This window comes from Pseudomonas putida, assembly GCF_028682475.1.
GTDB lineage: Bacteria > Pseudomonadota > Gammaproteobacteria > Pseudomonadales > Pseudomonadaceae > Aquipseudomonas > Aquipseudomonas putida_AG.
Window position 1 is genome coordinate 1 of sequence record NZ_JANHLE010000001.1, and the last position, 18,608, is coordinate 18,608.

Genomic DNA, 18,608 nt, shown 5'->3' on the forward strand with positions numbered 1-18,608 from the left:
TGGCGGTTTTTCAGTCACATCGCCTCGCGGGGCAAGCCCGCTCCCACCGCCGCTCACACCGGCATTTGCCGTGAAACCAACGTGACCCAGTAACGGCTCCGCGATTGCACCGCCAGTGGCAGGCTGGCGGCCAACAAGGCAAGAATCCGGTCGGTGTCGTTCAACTGGAAAGTGCCAGTGACCTTCAGTGACTCCAGCTCCGGCGCCCAGCGCAGAATGCCCGGACGATAGCGGGCGACTTCACGCAGGAACAGGCCCAACGGCTGGTTGTTGACACTCAACACACCGTCACGCCAGTCAGGCATATGCGGATCGAAGCGCCCCATGGCGCCGCTGCCATCGGCGTACAGGGTCAGTTGATCGCCGTAATGCAACGCCAGCTCCATACCCTGCTCCGGCTGCACCTGCACCGTGCCAGAGAGCACCGAAATCCGGCAGCTGTCGGCGTCGTGGCGCAGCCAGATGTGCGCTTGCCCCGTGCTCACCCGGCCCAGGCCAAAGTCGACGTCAATCGGCTGCGCGCGATTGACGCTGAGGGCAATCTCGCCTTCGATCAGGGTCAAGCGATGGTCAGCCATCTCCAGATCCACAGCCGTCGCCGTGTTCAATTGCAATACGCTGCCATCGGTCAATCGCACGCCGCGCCGCTCACCCACAGCGGTGTGCAGATCAGCGCAGCACAACGCCAGTGGTCGCTGTTGACTGAGCAACCAGCCACCGGGTACCAGCACGGCCAAGGCCAGGCCACGCTTGAGCAAGGTGCGGCGATTGGCCTGCGCATGGGGCTGTGGGTGCAGCTCGGGGCTACTCGTACGCTTCATCGTGCGCAACGGACTACTGCTTCACTCATCCACGCACCTGCACGGGAAAAGAATCAAATGAGATTGATACTAATTAATACCCATGAGCAAGCCAAGTGCCATCAACGAATCTGCGCGCTTTATTTGATGCCAGGCAACGACGCTCCCTCGCCGCTGCCGGTGGAGTATCAACGCGTGGCCTGAAACCGCGGGCACTGTCCTTCGAGCCGATAACGCAGGGTTATCAACTGCCCGGATGCATTCTCATAGGTCATCAACATCGGCGCCGCTTCGCAGCCGCGGGCCATAGGGGTCTGTTCGATCAGCCGGGCGACATCGATCGATGTGCCGTAGCGGAAGTCCTGAACAGCCGGGACGGTTTTGCCGGTTCTTGCCGCATAGGCCTGCACTGCCTGCTCATGGGCAACCAGACGCGCATCCTTCACTTCTGGTGCCGAGGCCAGCGCGCTCTGGCCGGTCAGCAGCACCAGGGCTGCCACTACCAAACCTTGCTTGCGCTTCATTTCGCCTTACCTCACAGGTGATGGAACGAACTGCCGGGTCAAACAGTTCGAGCTTACGCCTGCTGGTTACGACCGGCTACAAAGCGATATCCAGCGCCTTGCGCAGTTGAGCGCCGCGGCTGTCGGCTGCCGCGCTGATCAATGCATAGTTGTAGTCGCCGTGAGACCAGTAACGGGCCTGCAGCTGGCCATCGGTGCGCTCACCGCTGGGCATGCGCGCGAACTGTTCGCTCGGCGAGCGCAAGAACAGACTGACGCGTTGGCCCTGAGCATCTTCGAACACCAGCAACGCGGCGGGCCCCTGCTCGTTACTGAGCAAGCGTGCGCCTAACGGGGTAAAGCCATAAGCCGACAGGTCCGGCAGGTTGCCGACATGCCGAAAATGCTGGCCCAGCCACGCCTGCAAACGTGCCGGGTCGCGCGCGCTAAGGTCCAGGGCGCTGGCATCGGCGAACAACCGATGGGCCTGCACGGCATCGGCCATGGGCAAGCTGCTGGCCACCAGGCTGCTCTCGCGCACCTGCCAGCCACCCAGCCCACCGATGCCCAGGGTCACCAGCAGCACTGCGGCATTGGCCCAGCGCCGCTGCCGGCGCCGGCGCAGTTCACGACGGACATGGGCCGGATCCAGGCGCGGATTGGCTGCCTGCCCGGCAAACCCTGACAAGGCAGCGCGTAGTTGCCGGGCATCACGGCGCCAGCCTTCGACCTGCATGGCCAGTTCGGGGTTGGCCGCCAGGTACAGCTCCACCGCGCGCCGACGCTCCGGGTCCAGGCACTCGTCGACATAGGCGTGCAGTTCGTCTTGCGACGGGATCAACTGACTCATTTCAACCTCCGCAACGCCGGGGACGCGCTAGTGCCCTCGGCCAGTTCGCGCAGCGCCACACGCGCCCGCGACAAACGCGACATCACCGTGCCAATCGGCACCCCCAAAGCCTGGGCGGCTTCCTTGTAACTCAGGCCCTCGACACTGACCAGCAGCAACAGGGCACGTTGCTCGGTGGGCAAGCGGGCAAAGGCGGCCAGGCCTGACTGCGCCAGGACGATGTCTTCGGTAGCGTTGCCGGCCTCCTCGCCGCGGCCGAACCAGGCCAGCCAGCGGGCATGACGACGCTCGCGGCGTTTACCATCGATAAATTGCCGGTAGAGGATCGAGAACAGCCAGGCCCGCAGACTGTCTTGCTCGCGCTGTTGGCCGCGACGGCTGAGGGCGCGCTCGACAGTGGCCTGGACCAGGTCGTCGGCGCTGCTCGCCTCGCGGGTCAGCCACAAGGCGAAGCGGCGCAGGCGCTCGAGCATCTCGCGCAGTTGGTGGTCATCTAGTTCGTTCATTGCCAGGGTCTTGGCCTGTAAGCGATCAGTGTACGAGGCAGACGCTGCAGAGAAAAAATTATTCCATGGGCCAGGAATAAATTTCTGCCTGGGGCGTCGTACCGGCTCATTCACTGACCCGGATCGCCGCCATGAGCACTCCGTTACACGGTCGTCCCCGCGCCTTGCGCCTGGCTGCCATCGGCTTTGGCCTGAGCGCCCTGGCTGCAGGCTTTACCTACGCCGCCGGCTGGATCGGCAGCGAACGCCTGACGCCGAAGCGCATCATCGACACCTTCGAAGCCCAGGCCGGACACTACCCCGGCTACCGTAAGAATCATGCCAAGGGCCTGTGCGTCAGTGGCTACTTCCTCAGCAGCCACCAGGCCCAATCGTTGTCCCGGGCACGAGTGTTCAGCCAGCAGCGGGTGCCGGTGATCGGCCGCTTCGCGATTGGTGGCAGCAACCCCTACAGCGCTGACACCAGCGTGCCGACTCGTAGCCTGGCGTTGCAGTTGAGCAGCGACGATGGCCAGGTCTGGCGCACCGGCATGAATACCCCGCCGGTGCTGGCAGTGAGCACCCCGGAAGCGTTCTACCAGCAGGTGCTGGCGATGACCCCGGATCCGGACACCGGCAAGCCGGATCCGGCGCGGGTCCAGGCGTTCTTCGCCGCGCACCCGGAAAGTGCTGCGTTCCGCCAATGGGCCAAGGACTACAAGGCGCCGGACAGCTTTGCCAATTCCAGCTTCAACAGCATCAATGCCTTTGCCCTGATCGACGCTGCCGGCAATCGCCAGTACGTGCGTTGGAGCCTGTTACCACAGACGCCGTTCGCTGCCTTGCAGGGCCAGGTCGATGACCGCGACTACCTGCAATATGACCTGCGACAGCGCCTGCGTCAGGGCCCCTTGCGCTGGACCCTGCGCCTGAGTCTGGCTGACGCCGCCGATGCCGTCGATGACCCGAGTCAGCCCTGGCCCGCAGAGCGGCGCAGCGTCGATGCCGGCACCCTGGTGATCGAGCAGGTCGACGGGCCCGAGCAAGGCGCCTGCCGCGACCTCAACTTCGACCCGCTGATCCTGCCCAGCGGCATCGAGCCTTCCGCCGACCCGATACTCGCCGCCCGTTCGGCGGCGTACGCCGAGTCCTTCAACCGCCGCAGCCGTGAAGCGGCCCAGCTGGGAGCACGACCATGAACACCGTCCCTGTTGTCTTCCATCCCCTGGCGCGCCTGCTGCACTGGCTGATGGCGGTGCTGATCCTGGCCATGCTGTTTGTCGGCGTGAGCATGATCACCGACCTGTCGCCGCGCCACACCTGGCTGCTTAGCCTGCACAAGGCTATCGGCCTGGCCTTGCTGCTGTTGGTGCTGGTGCGCATCGTGTTGCGCCTGACCCTGCCACACCCACCATTGCCCGCGGATCTGCCGCCAGCGCAGCGCCTAGCTGCCGGGGCTTCGCATCTGCTGCTGTATGGGCTAATGCTGGCCATGCCGTTGATTGGCTGGGGCATGCTGTCGGCCGGTGGCTATCCGCTGCCATTCCAGCTGCCGGCCTTGCTACCCCACGACCTGCACCTGTATGCAGTGCTGCGCCAGGCCCATGGTGGGTTGGCCTACGTTCTGTTTGCGACCGTGCTGGTGCACTTGGGCGCAGCGCTGGTGCATGCCCTGGTGCGGCGCGACGGGGTGTTGCGCAGCATGTGGCCGGCACCCTTGCGTAACCGCCAGCTCAACGATCAGAGCTAACGATTCGGGTGCTGTCGGCGCGCCATTTGCGGCACAATGCAACGCTTGCCTCTAAGCCTTGGATAGCCATGAACAGCGCACAGGACCCTGCCCAACCCGCCCCGCTCGCCGCCGCCACGCCGGGCAGCTTCGACCTGCGGCCGCTGTTGTTCGCCAACATGGCCTGCACCATGGCGATGATGGCCTTCGTTTCCTTGATCGGTCCGATTGCCCGCACCCTCGGCCTGGCCACCTGGCAGGCCGGGGCGGCGGTCACCGTTGCCGGGGTGATCTGGATGTTGCTGGCACGGCCGTGGGGCCAGGCCAGTGACCGCCTCGGGCGGCGACGGGTGCTGTTGCTGGGCACCGCGGGTTTTACCCTGGCGTACTGGGCCTTGTGCCTGTTTATCGATACCGCCTTGAGTCTGCTGCCCAGCGCCACCCTGGCCTTCGTTGGCCTGATGCTCGGGCGCGGTCTGATTGGCGCTTTCTACGCCGCCCTGCCGGTGGGTGGCGCCGCGCTGATTGCGGACAACATCGCGCCACAGCATCGCGCCCGCACCCTGGCTTCACTGGGCGCGGCCAACGCCGTCGGTCTGGTGCTTGGCCCGGCGCTGGCGGCGATGCTGGCGCGCCACAGTCTGAGCTTGCCGTTCTATGCAATGGCGCTGTTGCCGATGCTGGCGTTTGTAGTGCTATTGCGCAAACTCAAGCGTCAGGAGCTGCACCTCAAGCAGCCGCCACGTCCGGTGCGCCTGACCGACTCGCGCCTGCGCCGACCGCTGCTGGTGGCCTTTGTCGCCATGCTCAGTGTGTCAGTGGCGCAGATAACCGTCGGTTTCTTCGCCCTCGACCGCTTGCGGATGAACCCCGCGGACGCGGCGCAAACTGCAGGCATCGCCTTGACCATGGTTGGCGTGGCCCTGATTCTGGCGCAACTGCTGGTGCGCAAGTTGCAATGGCCGCCATTACGGATGATCCGCGTTGGCGCCAGCCTTTCGGCCCTGGGCTTTGCCGCTGCCGCCTTCGCTGCCAGTGCCGAAATGCTGTGGGCCAGCTTTTTTGTTTCGGCCTGCGGCATGGGCTGGGTGTTCCCGGCCTTTTCGGCCTTGGCCGCCAACGCCATGGATGCCTCCGAACAAGGCGCCACCGCCGGTTCCATTGGTGCGGCACAGGGCTTGGGGGTCGTCATCGGCCCCTTGGCCGGGACCTTGATCTACGCCGTCGACCCGCGCCTGCCCTACCTGATCGTTGCCGCGTTGCTGCTATTGGTCGGACTGTGGCCACAGCCGCGTCAGTCGTCCATACAGGCGGGCCGCTAAAGCATCACGGAATGTGCTTTAATGCTCCGCCAAAAAATTTTCGATATATAAGGCGGCTATGGACACGGGGACACGACTCAAACTGGTGCGTGAACGCAACAAACTCTCCCAGCGGGAGCTGGCCCGTCGTAGCGGGCTGACAAACTCGACGATTTCCCAGATCGAGCAAAATCGCGTCAGCCCCTCGGTCAGTTCCCTGAAAAAACTGCTCGAAGGCATTCCCATGTCCCTCGCGGAGTTCTTCAGCTTCGACGAGCCGCCACGCGAGGAGCGTTTCGTGTTCCGCTCCACCGAACAGCCCGACCTGGGTAACAGCGGCTTGCGCTTGCTGCTGGTCGGCGCCAGCGTCGAAGGTCGGCAGATGCGCATGCTGCGTGAACTGTACGCACCGGGTGCCGACTCCGGCGATGAGCCGATCGTCCATGCCGAAGGCGAAGAATGCGGCCTGGTGACCCGTGGCACCATCGAACTGCGGGTGGCTGGCCAGGTCAGCATCCTCAACTCCGGTGACGGCTACTACTTCCCGACCACCCTGCCCCACAGCTTCAAGAACATCGGCCAGGACGAAGCGGAAATCATCAGCGCCAACACCCCGGCGAACTTCTGACAACTGGCGCTTGTAGGAGCGGATTCATCCGTTCCTACAGAGTTACATCCACCCCAACCAGTGCCACCAGGTCGCCGCAAACACCAGCATCAACAGATAACCGATCACCGTCACCAGAATCCCTACCCGCGCAAACTGCTTGGCACTGAACGTCTCAGTCCCCAGACACACCATGTTCTGCGGCGCATTGATCGGCAGAATAAAGCCATAACTGACCACAAAGCCCAACGCCATGGTCATCCCCAGACGACTGAAGTCCCCCGGCAAGGTCTGTAGCACTGCGATCAAAATCGGCAACAGCGCCGAGGTCAGCGCCGTTGCACTGGCAAAGCCCAGATGGATCAGAATCAAAAACGCCGCCAGGATCGAAAACACCCCCAGCGTGCCCAACTGATCCAGCCCGGTATTGGCCACCACCTGCGCCCCCAGCCATTGCCCTGCCTGGGTCGTCAGCAAGGTAGTGCCCAGACTGATCCCGACCCCGAAGACAATCACCGTGCCCCATGGAATCCGTGCTTGCACATCTTTCCAGGTCATCACCCCGAAGCGCGGCAGCAACAGGATCACCAGCCCGGCATAGGTGGTCGAAGTGGTATCGAAGCTATGCAGCTTGCCCTCGGTGGCCCAGGCCAGCAGCAACAGCAATGACACCCCGAGCAAGCGCTTCTGCGCCCCGCTCATCGGCCCCAGCTCAGCCAGGGTCTGGCTCACCGCCGCCTTGCCACCCGGAATGCTGTCACTCTCTGGCGGCAACAGTTTGAGCACGATGAAAATCAGCACCGCCGACATGATCACCGCCCACGGCGCGCCCGCGATCAGCCAGTCGATCCACGACACCCGGGCACCGAGCATCTTGTCCATGAAGCCCACGGTCAGCAGGTTCTGCGCCGCCGCAGTCTGGATACCGATGTTCCAGATGCTGGTGCCCTGGGCGACGATGATCATGATCCCGGCGGCAATGTTGGAGCGTTTGTCGACGCCAAACGCGGCAATCACCCCCATCATGATCGGCACCACACAGGCACTGCGCGCAGTGGCGCTGGGTACCACGAGGCTGAGCAGGATGGTCACTGCCACCGCACCGAGCAGAATACGCCGGGTACTGACACCGACACTGGACAGCGTCACCAGGGCGATACGCCGATCCAGCCCGGTGTGGGTCATGGCAGCGGCAATGAACAAAGCACCGACCACCAGCGCCAGGGCGCTGTTGGAAAAACCGGTCAGGGCCATGCTGATGGCCGCGGAGGACCCATAGGTTACCGAGGGATCGGTCACCGTCGGCGCCGTGCCGAGCAGAAAGGCCATCAACGAAGTGATCATGATCGCACTGGCTTCGTACGATACCGCCTCGCTGATCCACACCACCACGGCAAAGGCCAGGATCGCCAGAACCCGCTGCCCGGCCACCGGCAAGTCGGCCGGCAGCGGCAGCAACAACACGCCAATCAGGGCAGCAATCCCCAACAACAAACCGATCGGAATCTTGACCCGGGTGGAGGGTGCATCCGGTGCGCTAGCCGACGAACTCATGAGAATCTCCCTGCGATACATGTACGAACATGATCGGACAGTTGCCATGACAACGAACTGATACGTATCAACAGCGGCGAATCCAGTATTGTCGGACAAGAATGTAGTGCCATGAAAAAATCACTACAAAACCTATTGACGCCATTCGTCGGCCCTTGCATGATGAGGTCGTCTCCCCGATCGGGGACACTGGCAAGGGTGTTCCAGGCAGCTCGAAGGATCCATGAGCTGTATGCGGATGGGTACTGCCCAAAAGGCAGCGTGTAAAAGCCCCCAGTTGTGACGCTGCTGTAGCAGCTTTCTTTCTACGCTACATGACGTGCGCCGAGTTTGAACTCAACTACGAATGGTCAAGGGGGCTTTATGATGAATCTGAACAATCAACCGACTGTTGACGAACTGGCCCGGCTGTTCGCCGCGCGCAAGGACACACTCGACAGCCACATTCTCTGGGTTTGCGAAGCCGGTGAAGTGCGCCTGGACAAGCTGGGAGCACTGACCGATGAAGCGCAGTTCGAGCAACGCACGCCGAACATGCGCGCCCGGTTGAAGATGTACCGTCGCGGCCAGGGCTACGTCGGCAAGAAAGCCGCCGCTGACACTCAGTATGTCGGTCGCGTTCTGCAGACCCTGCAACATGAGTGGGCCGAGCTGCAGGACAAACCAGGCGTTGCGGTAATCGACCGTCTCTGCTGAGAACAACAAAAGGCAACAGGCAATACATTGAAGCCCGATTCGCAAGGATCGGGCTTTTTTCATTGGCGCCCTACCCGGCTACAATGTCCCCTTTTGCCCAAGAGCCCAGCCATGAACACTTCCGCATTCGGCACCGGCGATGCCTCCTACCAGGCCGCAGGCGGCATTGATGGCCTGCGTCGGCTGGTCGATGACTTCTACCGTTTGATGGACCAGACCCCGAGCGCCCGCGCGGTGCGTCAGATGCACCCGGACAACCTCGACAGCTCGCGGGACAAACTGGCCTGCTTTCTCAGTGGCTGGCTCGGCGGCCCGGCGTTGTTCAGCGAGCGCTATGGATCGATAGCCATCCCGGCTTTCCATGCCCGTTGGCCGATTGATGAATCCCACAGTGAGATCTGGTTGAACTGCATGGCGCAGGCCATCGCCCTGCAAGGTTACTCACCGGCGTTTGCCGAGTACTTGCTGCGCCAGTTGCGCGTGCCGGCCCAGCGCATTGTCCAGGCCAGCCGCAACCGTCATGCTCAGGCCTGACGCCGCAATGGCGCCTGCTCCATGGGGAAGTCCCCGGTGAGCAACGCCCGCGCCCGGTCCACACCCCAGACCATGGCGCGGGTCATGGTTTCACCCGGGCGATTGGCGTAGTACTCCTCCACCATCGCCTTGCCATGGCGGGCGTATACGCCGATGAACAATTGTGTAGCGCCGGTGCGCGACAACCTGACCTGTACATCAATGCTGGTACCGTCACTGAGCTGTTCGTCGTGGCTGCGGCTGTGCAGCTGCGCGTCCGCCCATCTCCAGTAAGTTTCTTCCCTGATGCGCATCGGTTACCCCTTGTATTGATAGCAGCCGGACAAGTAAGACATACAAGTGCGCTGCAGGCGAGCGCCCATGCCTTAACCATTGAGCAAGGTCAATCAATGCAGAAAAAACCCCGCAACACTGTGCGGGGTGATGTGAACCGGTTCACTTTTTCACCGGAACCCTGGGCATGAAACGGCCTTTCTTGGCACGCTGCAGGTGGCTCGGCCTGGCCTGTTCGGCGTCGTCCTGGGTCATATGGGCAAAGCCCAGACGGAAAGCCGCCTGACCGCAACGCACCTGGCTGTTGATGGGGAATTCGTCGCCGTTGTCCTCAAAGTAGAACTCACTCATGTCCAGTCTCCCTCTGACAGTGAACCGATACCGGCAAGCAGATGATTGCCCAGAAAAGTATCGACCCAAGCGCCCCTGAGACTAGCCGGTCATTTACAGACCATACAGGCAAAAAAACAAAAAGCCCGACCAATGGCCGGGCTATTTTGTCGCACCCGGTCCGTTACCTGAGCTTGACCGCAGTCCCGGTGACGAACACCACGACCATCCCGCCACGGGCCGACGGCATGCTGATCTCGTAATCCAGGCCGACCACGGCATCGGCCTGCAGGCTGCGGGCACGGGCCTTGATTTCATCGGTGGCCTGCTCGCGGGCTTCTTTCAAGGCGCTTTCCAGGGTTTGCGAACGCCCGCCGAAAAAGTCGCGAAAGCTGGCGAATACGTCGCGCACCACGTTGATACCCTGGACCGATTCGGCGCTGACCACGTCCAGGTAGGCGGCAATTTGCCGTCCCTCGACAGTGCCTGTAGTGGTGATAATCATGCTGCTCTCCTTCCCTTCGGTCTTGCAGGTTGTACGCCGAGCCCATCCGGACCACGGCAAAAAAAAGCGATGGTAACAAATGCTGAAGATCGTCCATCGGCTATTTATCCAAGCAATCATTTGTGTAATACAGCAGGCGCACCTAGACTTCCAGGCACTCATCACCTTGCGAAGGAACCGCACATGCCCTCAACGCCTACGCCGGCAAATGCCTCCTGGGCCGAACTGCTGCATGGCCGCAATGCTCTGCGATCGATTGCGCTGGCCGGCGGGGTAGCGCTGCATGCGATCAACGTCTACATCGTCACCACCATCCTGCCGACCGTGATTGCCGACATCGGTGGATTGGCCTTCTATGCCTGGAGCACGACGCTGTTCGTGGTCACCTCGATCATCGGCTCGACCCTTTCGGCGCGGCTGCTCGAAGGCCTTGGGCCACGGCGCGCGTTCCTCCTGGCATTGGCCGTGTTCGCGGCAGGTTCAGCGCTCTGCGCGGCAGCCCCGAGCATGCCGGTGCTGCTGGCTGGCCGCAGCGTCCAGGGCCTGGGTGGCGGTATTCTGTTTGCCCTGAGCTATGCCCTGATCCGCCTGGTGTTCGATGCCCGCCTATGGCCGCGCGCCATGGCCATGGTTTCCGGAATGTGGGGCCTGGCGACCCTCTGCGGCCCGGCCATCGGCGGCGTGTTTGCCGAGAGCGGACATTGGCGCTGGGCATTCTGGACCTTGCTGCCAGTGATTGCGCTGCTGGCGGTGATCGTCATAACGCAACTGAACAACACCCTCGCCGGCACCTCCAGCAGCTCACGCCCACCCTATGGTTTGATCGCCTGCCTGGTGGCCTCGGTGCTGGCTATTTCGGCGGCCAGCCTGTCCAGTCACCTGCAGTGGAACCTGCTCGGCATCGCTGCCGGTCTAGCCATCGCCGTGCTGATCGCCCGCCTTGACCGAGATCCCGAACGTCGTCTGCTGCCCACCGGGGCCTACTCATTGGCCACCCGCCTGGGCGTGCTGTATGGGGTGATGTGTCTGTTGATTGCGGCCATGACCACCGAGATTTTCGTGCCCTATTTCCTCCAGCAGATCCATGGTCTCGGCCCCCTCGCCGCAGGCTACATGACCGCCGCCATGGCCGCTGGCTGGACCCTCGCCGCCCTGCTCAGCGCCAGCCGCACGGGTGATGCGGCCGAACGGCTGATTCGCCTGGGGCCGCTGGTGATCGTCGCGGCACTGCTGGCGCTGGCCTGGATGACCGCGCAGATCCACTGGCTGAGCAGCGTGCTCGGCGTTGCCAGTTACTGCCTGGCCCTGGCCGGGGTTGGCTTGGGTATTGGGCTTGGCTGGCCGCACCTGTTGAGCCGGGTCTTGAGCGCCGCACGTCCTGGCGAAGAAAACCTCGCTTCGGCGTCGATTACCACCGTGCAGCTATATGCCACGGCCCTGGCTGCGGCGTTGGCCGGACTGGTGAGCAACAGCGCCGGGTTGGTCGATCCCGGTGGCGTGGTCGGTGCCCAGCACGCAGCGTTGTGGTTGTTCGGCGTATTTGCCCTGGCACCCGTGCTGACCCAGATACTGGTTCGGCGCATCACCGGCAGCCGTGGCCTGGCCCTGGCCTGATGCGCGGCGCAGAGCGGCATTTTCAGCGCTCATTCAATACACTCCTGGACTTTCCATGTGCATGACGACCGCCCTTCCATGACCCCGACCGCCACCGACGCCAGCAACTCCACCGCCGAGCGCATCCTGTTTCTGCTCAAGACCCGCGGCGCGCTGAAGACCACCGACCTGGCCAGCCTGCTGCAGATCAGCTTCGAGGCCGCGCGCCAACACATTCAGAAGCTGCAGGCGGCGCAGCTGATCAGCGGCATCAGCGCGCCAGCCAACGGCGCCGGTCGGCCCTCACAGAAATGGTTACTGACCGAGACCGCGCAACGGCGCTTCCCGGATGCTCACAGTGTGCTGACCCTGCAACTGATCGAAAGCGTCGAGCAGGTGTTCGGCAGCGACGGTGTCGAGCAACTGATCCAGCGTATGGAAGCGACCCATCGCGCCGAATACCAACAGGCCTGCAGCCAACTGCACAGCCTGGAAGACAAGGTGCGCACCCTGGTGCAGTTGCGCGAACAGGCCGGCTACATGGCCGAAATGCAGGCCTGCGACAACGGCTGGCTGATCATCGAGAACCACTGCCCGATTTGCGTCGCCGCCAGCCGCTGCCAGGGTTTCTGCCGCTCGGAGCTGCAGGTGTTTCAAGCGGTGCTCGGCGACCAGGCGCTGGTCGAACGGTGTGAACATCTGCTGTCGGGCCAACGCCGTTGTGTGTATCGGGTCAGCCCGCGGCATTGCCTTACGCCCAAGGCAGGTTGAATACCACAAAGGCCAGGGCGCCATGGCCAAGTTTGAACCTGGATATCAGGACTGCACCGGGCAATGCACACGCTATTGCCCTGTTCAGGCGTTGCCTTGCGCCGCGTTTCGGGCAGCCAGCAAACGCGGGCCAAAGACATTGATCAGCAACCCGGCCATGACCAGCAGCGCACCCCAGCCCTGCATGGGCGTCAGGCGCTCATCGAGCAGCAGCGCCGATGAACTCAAACCCACTACCGGTACCAGCAACGAAAACGGTGCCACCTTGCCGGCCGGATAGCGCGACAACAACTGCCCCCACAAGCTATAGCCAAGCATGGTGGCGATAAAAGCCAGGTACGCAAGAGACAGGATCGAACTCCAGCCAATCCCCTGCAGGGCACTTTCGATCAGCGCCGGCCCTTCCAGCCACCAGGACAAGGCGAAGAACGGTAGCGGTGGAATCAGCCCGCCCCAGATCACCAGGGCGACCAGATCGATATTGCCGAAGCGCCGGGTAATGATATTGCCCATGGCCCACATCGACGCTGCACACAGCGTCAACAGCAACGCAAAGAACGGCACGCTGGCGCCGTTCTCGCTGCCGATCAGGGCCAATCCACCTGCCGCGACCAGCAGCCCCAGGACGCTGGCCGCACGCAGTCGCTCGCCCAGAAAGACCGCGGCAAAAAACAGGGTGAAAAAGGCCTGGGACTGTAGCACCAACGAAGCCAGCCCCGGTGGCATGCCATTGTTCATTGCCTCGAAGAGAAAGGCGAACTGCCCCAGCGAGATCGTTGCGCCATAGGCAATCAACCAGCGCCAGGGCAACTGTGGGCGTTTGACCAGCAACACCGCCGGGAACGCTACCAAGGCGAAGCGCAATGCCCCCAGCAACATCGGCGGCAGGCCGTCCAGCCCCACCTTGATCACCACGAAATTGACGCCCCAGACCACGATCACCACCAGTGCCAACAGCAAGTCCTTTAGCGGCATGTTCCCCATCCTGCTTTGTAATATTTCGCAACAGGGTAGACTTTTTCAGGTGGGAGCGCATGCCTCTGTGGGCGGGCTTGCCCCGCGATGCGAAGGCCCTGAACGACCTCAGTGATAGGCGTCCCCCACCTTCACCTTGCCGCGGAACACGTGGTAGCTCCAGAAGGTGTAGACGAGGATGACCGGAATGATGAACAGCGCCCCGATCAAGGCAAACAACTGACTCGACGCTGGCGATGCGGCCTGCCACAGGCTGATCGCGGGCGGCACGATGTTCGGCCAGATGCTGATGGCCAGTCCCAGATAGCCGAGGAACACCAAGGCAACCACCGCGATGAACGGCCAGTGCGAGTGACGTTTGCGCAAGCTCTTCTGGATCACCAGCACTGCGGCCACGGCCAGCACGGCAATGGCAGCAGAACGCAGCCAGTGACTGCCAGCGAACCAGCGCTGGGCGATGTCGTCATGGATCAATGCCGTCCAGCCACAGATGATCGCAATGACCAGCGCCAGCAGGTACGCCAGCGGACGGCTGTAGTGACGCATGCGCGACTCGAGCATGCCCTCGGTCTTGATCAGCAGCCAGGTGCTGCCCAGCAGTGCGTAGGTCAGGATCAGGCCCAGGCCACAGAACAGCGGGAATGGCGCCAGCCAGTCCAGGGCGCTGCCGGCAAACTGACGGTCCACCACCGGGATGCCACTGATGTAGGTACCAATCGCCACCCCCTGAAAGAAAGTCGCCAGAATCGATCCACCGATAAATGCCTTGTCCCACCAGTGGCGCTTTTGCGCGCTCGCCTTGAAACGAAACTCGAATGCCACGCCACGAAAGATCAGCCCGGCCAGCACCAGCACCAAAGGCAGATAGAGCGCCTCGAGGATCACCGAATAGGCCAGCGGAAACGCTCCGTACAACGCCGCCGCGCCGAGCACCACCCAGGTCTCGTTGCCATCCCAGACCGGCGCGACGGTATTCATCATCACATCCCGCTCGCTGGCGTCGCAAATCAGCGGGAAAAGGATGCCCAACCCCAGGTCAAAGCCATCCATGATCACGTACATCATCAGGCCGAAGGCGATGATGACACCCCAGATGATCGACAGATCGATACCTTGAATTGCCATGTTCCAGTCCCTCTCAGTCGGCGGCAGACAGCGGTCTGCGGGAAGTTGCTAGCAGGGTCTCGGCAGGCGTGGCGTCATGCGCCGCACAGGCCTTCGGCCCCTTGCGGACCAGGCGCATCATGTAGCCAATGCCAACGGTGAATACCGAGAAGTAAATGACCACGAACAGTGCCAGGGTCACGCTCATCTGCATGGCACTGTGATTGGACGCCGCTTGCGTGGTGCGCAACAGGCCGTAGACCACCCAGGGCTGACGCCCGACTTCGGTGGTGAACCAGCCGGCCAACAGGGCAATCAGACCGGAGGGCCCCATCAACAAGGCAAACCACAGGAACAACCTGTTGCGATACAGCGCACCGTTGCGCCGCAGCAGCAGAGCCAGCAGTGCGCAGCCAAGCATCAACATGCCGAGCCCGGCCATGACCCGGAAACTCCAGAAAATGATGGTGGAGTTGGGCCGGTCCTGTTTGGCAAAGCTCTTGAGCGCCGGGATCTGTTTGTTCAGGCTGTGGGTGAGGATCAGGCTGCCCAGGTAGGGGATTTCGATGTTGTAGTGGGTAGTCTCGGCGTCCATGTCCGGCAACCCGAACAGCACCAGCGGTGACGGCTCGCCGGGCGTGTTCTCCCAGTGGCCTTCGATCGCCGCGATTTTCGCCGGTTGATGCTTGAGGGTGTTCAGACCATGGGCATCACCGACGACGATCTGCACCGGCGTGGCAATCAGGATCATCCACATGGCCATCGACAGCATCTTGCTGATCTGCGCCGAGTCGTTGCCGCGCAGCAGGTGCCAGGCCGCCGAGGCGCCGACAAACAACGCGGTGGACAGAAACGCCGCCAGCGCCATGTGCATCAGGCGATAAGGGAACGACGGGTTGAAGACGATCTTGAACCAGTCCACCGGTGCCACCCGGCCATCGATGATCTCGATCCCCTGTGGTGTCTGCATCCAGCTGTTGGACGACAAGATCCAGAACATCGAGATCAGCGTACCGATGGCCACCATCACCGTGGCAAAAAAGTGCAGGCGCCGCCCCACCCGGTCCCAACCGAACAGCATCACCCCAAGGAAGCCGGCTTCGAGGAAGAACGCGGTGAGCACCTCGTAGGTCAGCAGCGGCCCGGTGACACTGCCGGCGAAGTCAGAGAAGCGCGCCCAGTTGGTGCCGAACTCGTAGGCCATGACCAGCCCCGAGACCACGCCCATGCCGAAATTGACGGCAAATATCTTCGACCAGAAATGGTAGAGGTCTTTGTAGACCCGGTTATTGCTCTTCAGCCAGCACCCTTCGAGCACGGCCAGAAAACTGGCCAGACCGATGGTGATGGCCGGGAAGATGATGTGGAACGAGACGGTGAACGCGAATTGAATCCGCGCCAGGTCCAACGCACCCAGTGTGTTCATGAGGAAGTCCTTGCAGACGCGCGCACGCCCGGACACGGCAGCCCGCTGGAGCTGCCGTGGGCGCTCAACGCTTCAAGTCAAATAACGCAAACGGCGTAACGATCAGAGGTTCGCCGACGCAATCCGGTTGTTGTCCCGCGCCTTCTCAAGCTTGATGGCGATGAACTTCGAGGTTGGCGTGAATGTGCGGTCGCCGTAGCTTTCCAGCGGCACCAGTGGATTGGTCTCCGGGTAGTACGCTGCGGCCTGGCCGCAGGGAATGTCGTAGGCCACCAGGGTAAAGCCGCTCACGCGGCGCTCGCGGTCATCCTCCCAGAGCGACACCAGATCGACTTTTTCACCGGGTTCAAAGCCCAGGCGGCGAATGTCCTGCTCATTGGCAAAGATCACTTCACGCAAACCAAACACCCCCCGATAACGGTCATCCAGACCATACAAGGTGGTGTTGTACTGGTCATGGGAGCGCAAGGTCTGCAGCACCAGATCGGGCTTGTCGCCACGCGCCAGCACCGCCTCATTGATCAGTTGCTCAGGCAACAGGCTCGGGGTGAACCGGGCCTTGCCAGACGCGGTATTCCACTGCCGTTCGGCGGCGGCGTTACCCAGATGGAAGCCACCGGGATACTGCAAGCGGGCGTTGAAGTCTTCAAAGCCGGGAATAATGTCGGCAATCAGGTCACGGATGCGGCTGTAATCGGCCACAGTCCAATCCCAATCGATTGGCCGGTCACCCAGGGTGGCCTTGGCGATACCGGCGATGATCGCAGGCTCCGAGCGCAGCAGCGACGAGCGCGGTTTGAGCTGGCCGTAGGAGATATGCACCATGCTGAAGGTGTCTTCCACGGTAACGCCCTGCGGGCCTTCAGCCTGCACATCGATTTCGGTGCGTCCAAGGCACGGCAGAATCAACGCATCACGGCCGGTGACTAGATGCGACCGATTGAGCTTGGTGGCGATGTGCACAGTCAGCTCGCAGTTGCGCAAGGCGTCGTGAGTGCGCGGCGTATCCGGCGTGGCCTGGGCGAAGTTGCCGCCCAAGGCGATGAACACCTTGGCACGTTTTTCCTCCATCGCCTGGATCGCCAGTACCGCGTTATGGCCATGCGCGCGTGGCACCTGAAAGCGAAAACGCTGCTCCAGGGCATCAAGCAGCCGCGCGGGCGGTTGCTCGTCGATGCCCATGGTGCGGTCTCCCTGTACGTTGCTGTGACCGCGCACCGGCGACAGCCCGGCCCCCGGTTTGCCGACGTTGCCGCGCAGCAGTTGCAAGTTGATGATTTCCTGCACGGTGGGCACCGAATGGCGGTGCTGGGTAACGCCCATCGCCCAGCACATCACCACCCGCTCGGCACGCCGGTACATGCGCGCCGCCAGCTCCAGCTCGGCCAGGCTCAGGCCGGATTGCTCGACGATGTGCGCCCAGCGGGTGGCATCGACCTGCGCCAGGTACGCATCCACGCCCGAGGTATGCTCGGCAATGAAGGCATGGTCGAACACCGCCGGTTCGCCATTGACCTGGGCCTCACGCTCCCACTTGAGCAGGAACTTGGCGATACCGCGCATCACCGCCATGTCGCCGCCCAAGGCAGGCCGGAAGTACGCGGTGTTGGTCGGCTCGGAGCCATTGCTGAGCATTTCGAAAGGATGCTGCGGATGCTGGAAACGTTCCAGGCCGCGCTCCTTGAGCGGGTTGAAGCAGACCACCTGGGCGCCACGCTTCACCGCTTCGCGCAGAGGCTCCAACATGCGCGGGTGGTTGGTACCGGGGTTCTGGCCGATGACGAAAATCGCATCCGCCTCCTCCAGGTCGTGGAACACCACAGTGCCCTTGCCTACCCCGAGGGTTTCGCCCATCCCTACGCCACTGGCCTCGTGGCACATGTTCGAGCAGTCGGGGAAGTTATTGGTGCCGAAGGCCCGCACGAACAGCTGGTAGAGGAACGCCGCCTCGTTACTGGCGCGACCGGAGGTGTAAAACTCAGCCTGGTCGGGCGAGTCGAGGCCGTTGAGGTGTTGAGCGACCAGGGTAAAGGCCTCCTCCCACGAGGTTTCGACGTAATGATCGGTGACCGCGTCATAGCGCATCGGGTGCGTCAGGCGGCCCTGGTATTCGAGCCAGTAGTCGCTCTGCCCGGCGAGCGCGCTGACGCTGTAGCGGGAGAAGAACGTCGGGTCGACAGCGCGACCGGTGGACTCCCAGTTGACCGCCTTGGCACCGTTCTCACAGAACTTGACCATGCCATCTTCAGGCGACTCGCCCCAGGCGCAACCCGGGCAATCGAAGCCGCCGTTCTGGTTGGTCTTGAGCATCACCCGCAGGTTCTTGAAGGCATTCTCACTGCCCAGCCAGCTCTTGGTAACGCTTTTCAGCGCGCCCCAACCGGCTGCCGGGGCATTATAGTTTTTGATGTGTTCGTCTTGACTCACCAGGGTACTCCTCGATATGCACGCAGAGATTAATTAATCTCAAGGCAAGGACAGCGCTACGGCAAAATAAAACCGGGATATAAACAACCATTCGCCGGACACTATCTGCCTTCCCGTTTTATTTACCCTTTCAGGCTATTGAGCC

General features: G+C 62.4%; 20 protein-coding genes. 8 read left to right on the plus strand and 12 right to left on the minus strand.

Annotation, left to right across the window (positions count from 1 at the left end; translation table 11 throughout):
• Window positions 1-53: 53 nt before the first annotated feature.
• The 4 genes from NPS47_RS00005 to NPS47_RS00020 all read right to left on the minus strand — a co-directional run bounded on the left by NPS47_RS00005 (window position 54) and on the right by NPS47_RS00020 (window position 2,659).
• Complete coding sequence (locus NPS47_RS00005) at window positions 54-821, minus strand: FecR family protein (RefSeq protein ID WP_274293094.1); 768 nt, start codon at window positions 819-821, stop codon at window positions 54-56.
• 167 nt (window positions 822-988) lie between these two features.
• The gene (locus tag NPS47_RS00010) at window positions 989-1,324 is read right to left on the minus strand and encodes a DUF2790 domain-containing protein (RefSeq protein ID WP_274293095.1); all 336 of its coding nucleotides are present in this window, start codon (window positions 1,322-1,324) and stop codon (window positions 989-991) included.
• 76 nt (window positions 1,325-1,400) lie between these two features.
• Window positions 1,401-2,153: an anti-sigma factor family protein gene (locus NPS47_RS00015; RefSeq protein WP_274293096.1), complete on the minus strand. Its 753-nt coding sequence runs from the start codon at window positions 2,151-2,153 to the stop codon at window positions 1,401-1,403.
• Complete coding sequence (locus tag NPS47_RS00020; RefSeq protein ID WP_274293097.1) at window positions 2,150-2,659, minus strand: sigma-70 family RNA polymerase sigma factor; 510 nt, start codon at window positions 2,657-2,659, stop codon at window positions 2,150-2,152. Before NPS47_RS00020 ends, NPS47_RS00015 begins: the two co-directional genes overlap by 4 nt.
• Window positions 2,660-2,790: 131 nt before the next feature.
• Here NPS47_RS00020 and NPS47_RS00025 point away from each other — a divergent pair, with 131 nt between their 5' ends.
• The 4 genes from NPS47_RS00025 (at window position 2,791) to NPS47_RS00040 (ending at window position 6,296) form a co-directional block, all read left to right on the plus strand.
• A complete protein-coding gene (locus tag NPS47_RS00025; RefSeq protein WP_274293098.1) occupies window positions 2,791-3,837 on the plus strand; it encodes a catalase family peroxidase in 1,047 nt (348 codons plus the stop codon).
• Window positions 3,834-4,388, plus strand: a complete 555-nt coding sequence (locus NPS47_RS00030) for a cytochrome b (RefSeq protein WP_274293099.1) — start codon at window positions 3,834-3,836, stop codon at window positions 4,386-4,388. The genes NPS47_RS00025 and NPS47_RS00030 overlap by 4 nt, the downstream gene beginning before the upstream one ends.
• Before the next feature lie 68 nt (window positions 4,389-4,456).
• A complete protein-coding gene (locus tag NPS47_RS00035) occupies window positions 4,457-5,689 on the plus strand; it encodes an MFS transporter (protein WP_274293100.1) in 1,233 nt (410 codons plus the stop codon).
• 58 nt (window positions 5,690-5,747) lie between these two features.
• Window positions 5,748-6,296 carry a helix-turn-helix domain-containing protein gene (locus tag NPS47_RS00040; protein WP_274293101.1) on the plus strand — a complete coding sequence of 183 codons (549 nt, stop codon included), beginning with the start codon at window positions 5,748-5,750 and terminating at the stop codon, window positions 6,294-6,296.
• A gap of 42 nt (window positions 6,297-6,338) precedes the next feature.
• On the opposite strand, the gene NPS47_RS00045 is transcribed toward NPS47_RS00040, so the two are convergent.
• The gene (locus NPS47_RS00045) at window positions 6,339-7,829 is read right to left on the minus strand and encodes a DASS family sodium-coupled anion symporter (protein WP_274293102.1); all 1,491 of its coding nucleotides are present in this window, start codon (window positions 7,827-7,829) and stop codon (window positions 6,339-6,341) included.
• A 363-nt stretch (window positions 7,830-8,192) separates the two neighbouring features.
• Between NPS47_RS00045 and NPS47_RS00050 the strand changes: the two genes are divergently transcribed.
• Together NPS47_RS00050 and NPS47_RS00055 are read left to right on the plus strand one after the other, a co-directional pair.
• Window positions 8,193-8,525 (plus strand): hypothetical protein, encoded by a 333-nt coding sequence (locus NPS47_RS00050; RefSeq protein ID WP_274293103.1) that lies wholly within the window; start codon window positions 8,193-8,195, stop codon window positions 8,523-8,525.
• A gap of 111 nt (window positions 8,526-8,636) precedes the next feature.
• On the plus strand, window positions 8,637-9,059 hold the full coding sequence (locus NPS47_RS00055) for a group II truncated hemoglobin (RefSeq protein WP_274293104.1): 423 nt from the start codon (window positions 8,637-8,639) through the stop codon (window positions 9,057-9,059).
• On the opposite strand, the gene NPS47_RS00060 is transcribed toward NPS47_RS00055, so the two are convergent.
• The 3 genes from NPS47_RS00060 to NPS47_RS00070 all read right to left on the minus strand — a co-directional run bounded on the left by NPS47_RS00060 (window position 9,050) and on the right by NPS47_RS00070 (window position 10,167).
• On the minus strand, window positions 9,050-9,352 hold the full coding sequence (locus NPS47_RS00060) for a hypothetical protein (protein WP_274293105.1): 303 nt from the start codon (window positions 9,350-9,352) through the stop codon (window positions 9,050-9,052). The two genes, NPS47_RS00055 and NPS47_RS00060, sit on opposite strands and share 10 nt — an antisense overlap.
• 142 nt (window positions 9,353-9,494) lie before the next feature.
• A complete protein-coding gene (locus NPS47_RS00065; protein ID WP_274293106.1) occupies window positions 9,495-9,683 on the minus strand; it encodes a hypothetical protein in 189 nt (62 codons plus the stop codon).
• 163 nt (window positions 9,684-9,846) lie between these two features.
• Entirely contained in the window at window positions 9,847-10,167 is a 321-nt protein-coding gene (locus NPS47_RS00070; protein WP_038611801.1) for a YbjQ family protein, read from the minus strand.
• 183 nt (window positions 10,168-10,350) lie between these two features.
• Here NPS47_RS00070 and NPS47_RS00075 point away from each other — a divergent pair, with 183 nt between their 5' ends.
• Together NPS47_RS00075 and NPS47_RS00080 are read left to right on the plus strand one after the other, a co-directional pair.
• Window positions 10,351-11,781, plus strand: a complete 1,431-nt coding sequence (locus tag NPS47_RS00075; protein ID WP_274293107.1) for an MFS transporter — start codon at window positions 10,351-10,353, stop codon at window positions 11,779-11,781.
• Window positions 11,782-11,859: 78 nt separating this feature from the next.
• On the plus strand, window positions 11,860-12,531 hold the full coding sequence (locus NPS47_RS00080) for a helix-turn-helix transcriptional regulator (RefSeq protein ID WP_274293108.1): 672 nt from the start codon (window positions 11,860-11,862) through the stop codon (window positions 12,529-12,531).
• Between the two features lie 84 nt (window positions 12,532-12,615).
• On the opposite strand, the gene NPS47_RS00085 is transcribed toward NPS47_RS00080, so the two are convergent.
• From NPS47_RS00085 to NPS47_RS00100, 4 genes are all read right to left on the minus strand, one after another.
• The gene (locus NPS47_RS00085) at window positions 12,616-13,506 is read right to left on the minus strand and encodes an EamA family transporter (protein WP_274293109.1); all 891 of its coding nucleotides are present in this window, start codon (window positions 13,504-13,506) and stop codon (window positions 12,616-12,618) included.
• Between the two features lie 108 nt (window positions 13,507-13,614).
• The gene (cydB, locus tag NPS47_RS00090) at window positions 13,615-14,631 is read right to left on the minus strand and encodes a cytochrome d ubiquinol oxidase subunit II (RefSeq protein WP_274293110.1); all 1,017 of its coding nucleotides are present in this window, start codon (window positions 14,629-14,631) and stop codon (window positions 13,615-13,617) included.
• A gap of 13 nt (window positions 14,632-14,644) precedes the next feature.
• Window positions 14,645-16,036: a cytochrome ubiquinol oxidase subunit I gene (locus tag NPS47_RS00095; RefSeq protein WP_274293111.1), complete on the minus strand. Its 1,392-nt coding sequence runs from the start codon at window positions 16,034-16,036 to the stop codon at window positions 14,645-14,647.
• A 102-nt stretch (window positions 16,037-16,138) separates the two neighbouring features.
• Complete coding sequence (locus tag NPS47_RS00100) at window positions 16,139-18,463, minus strand: FdhF/YdeP family oxidoreductase (RefSeq protein ID WP_274293112.1); 2,325 nt, start codon at window positions 18,461-18,463, stop codon at window positions 16,139-16,141.
• Window positions 18,464-18,608: the final 145 nt, after the last annotated feature.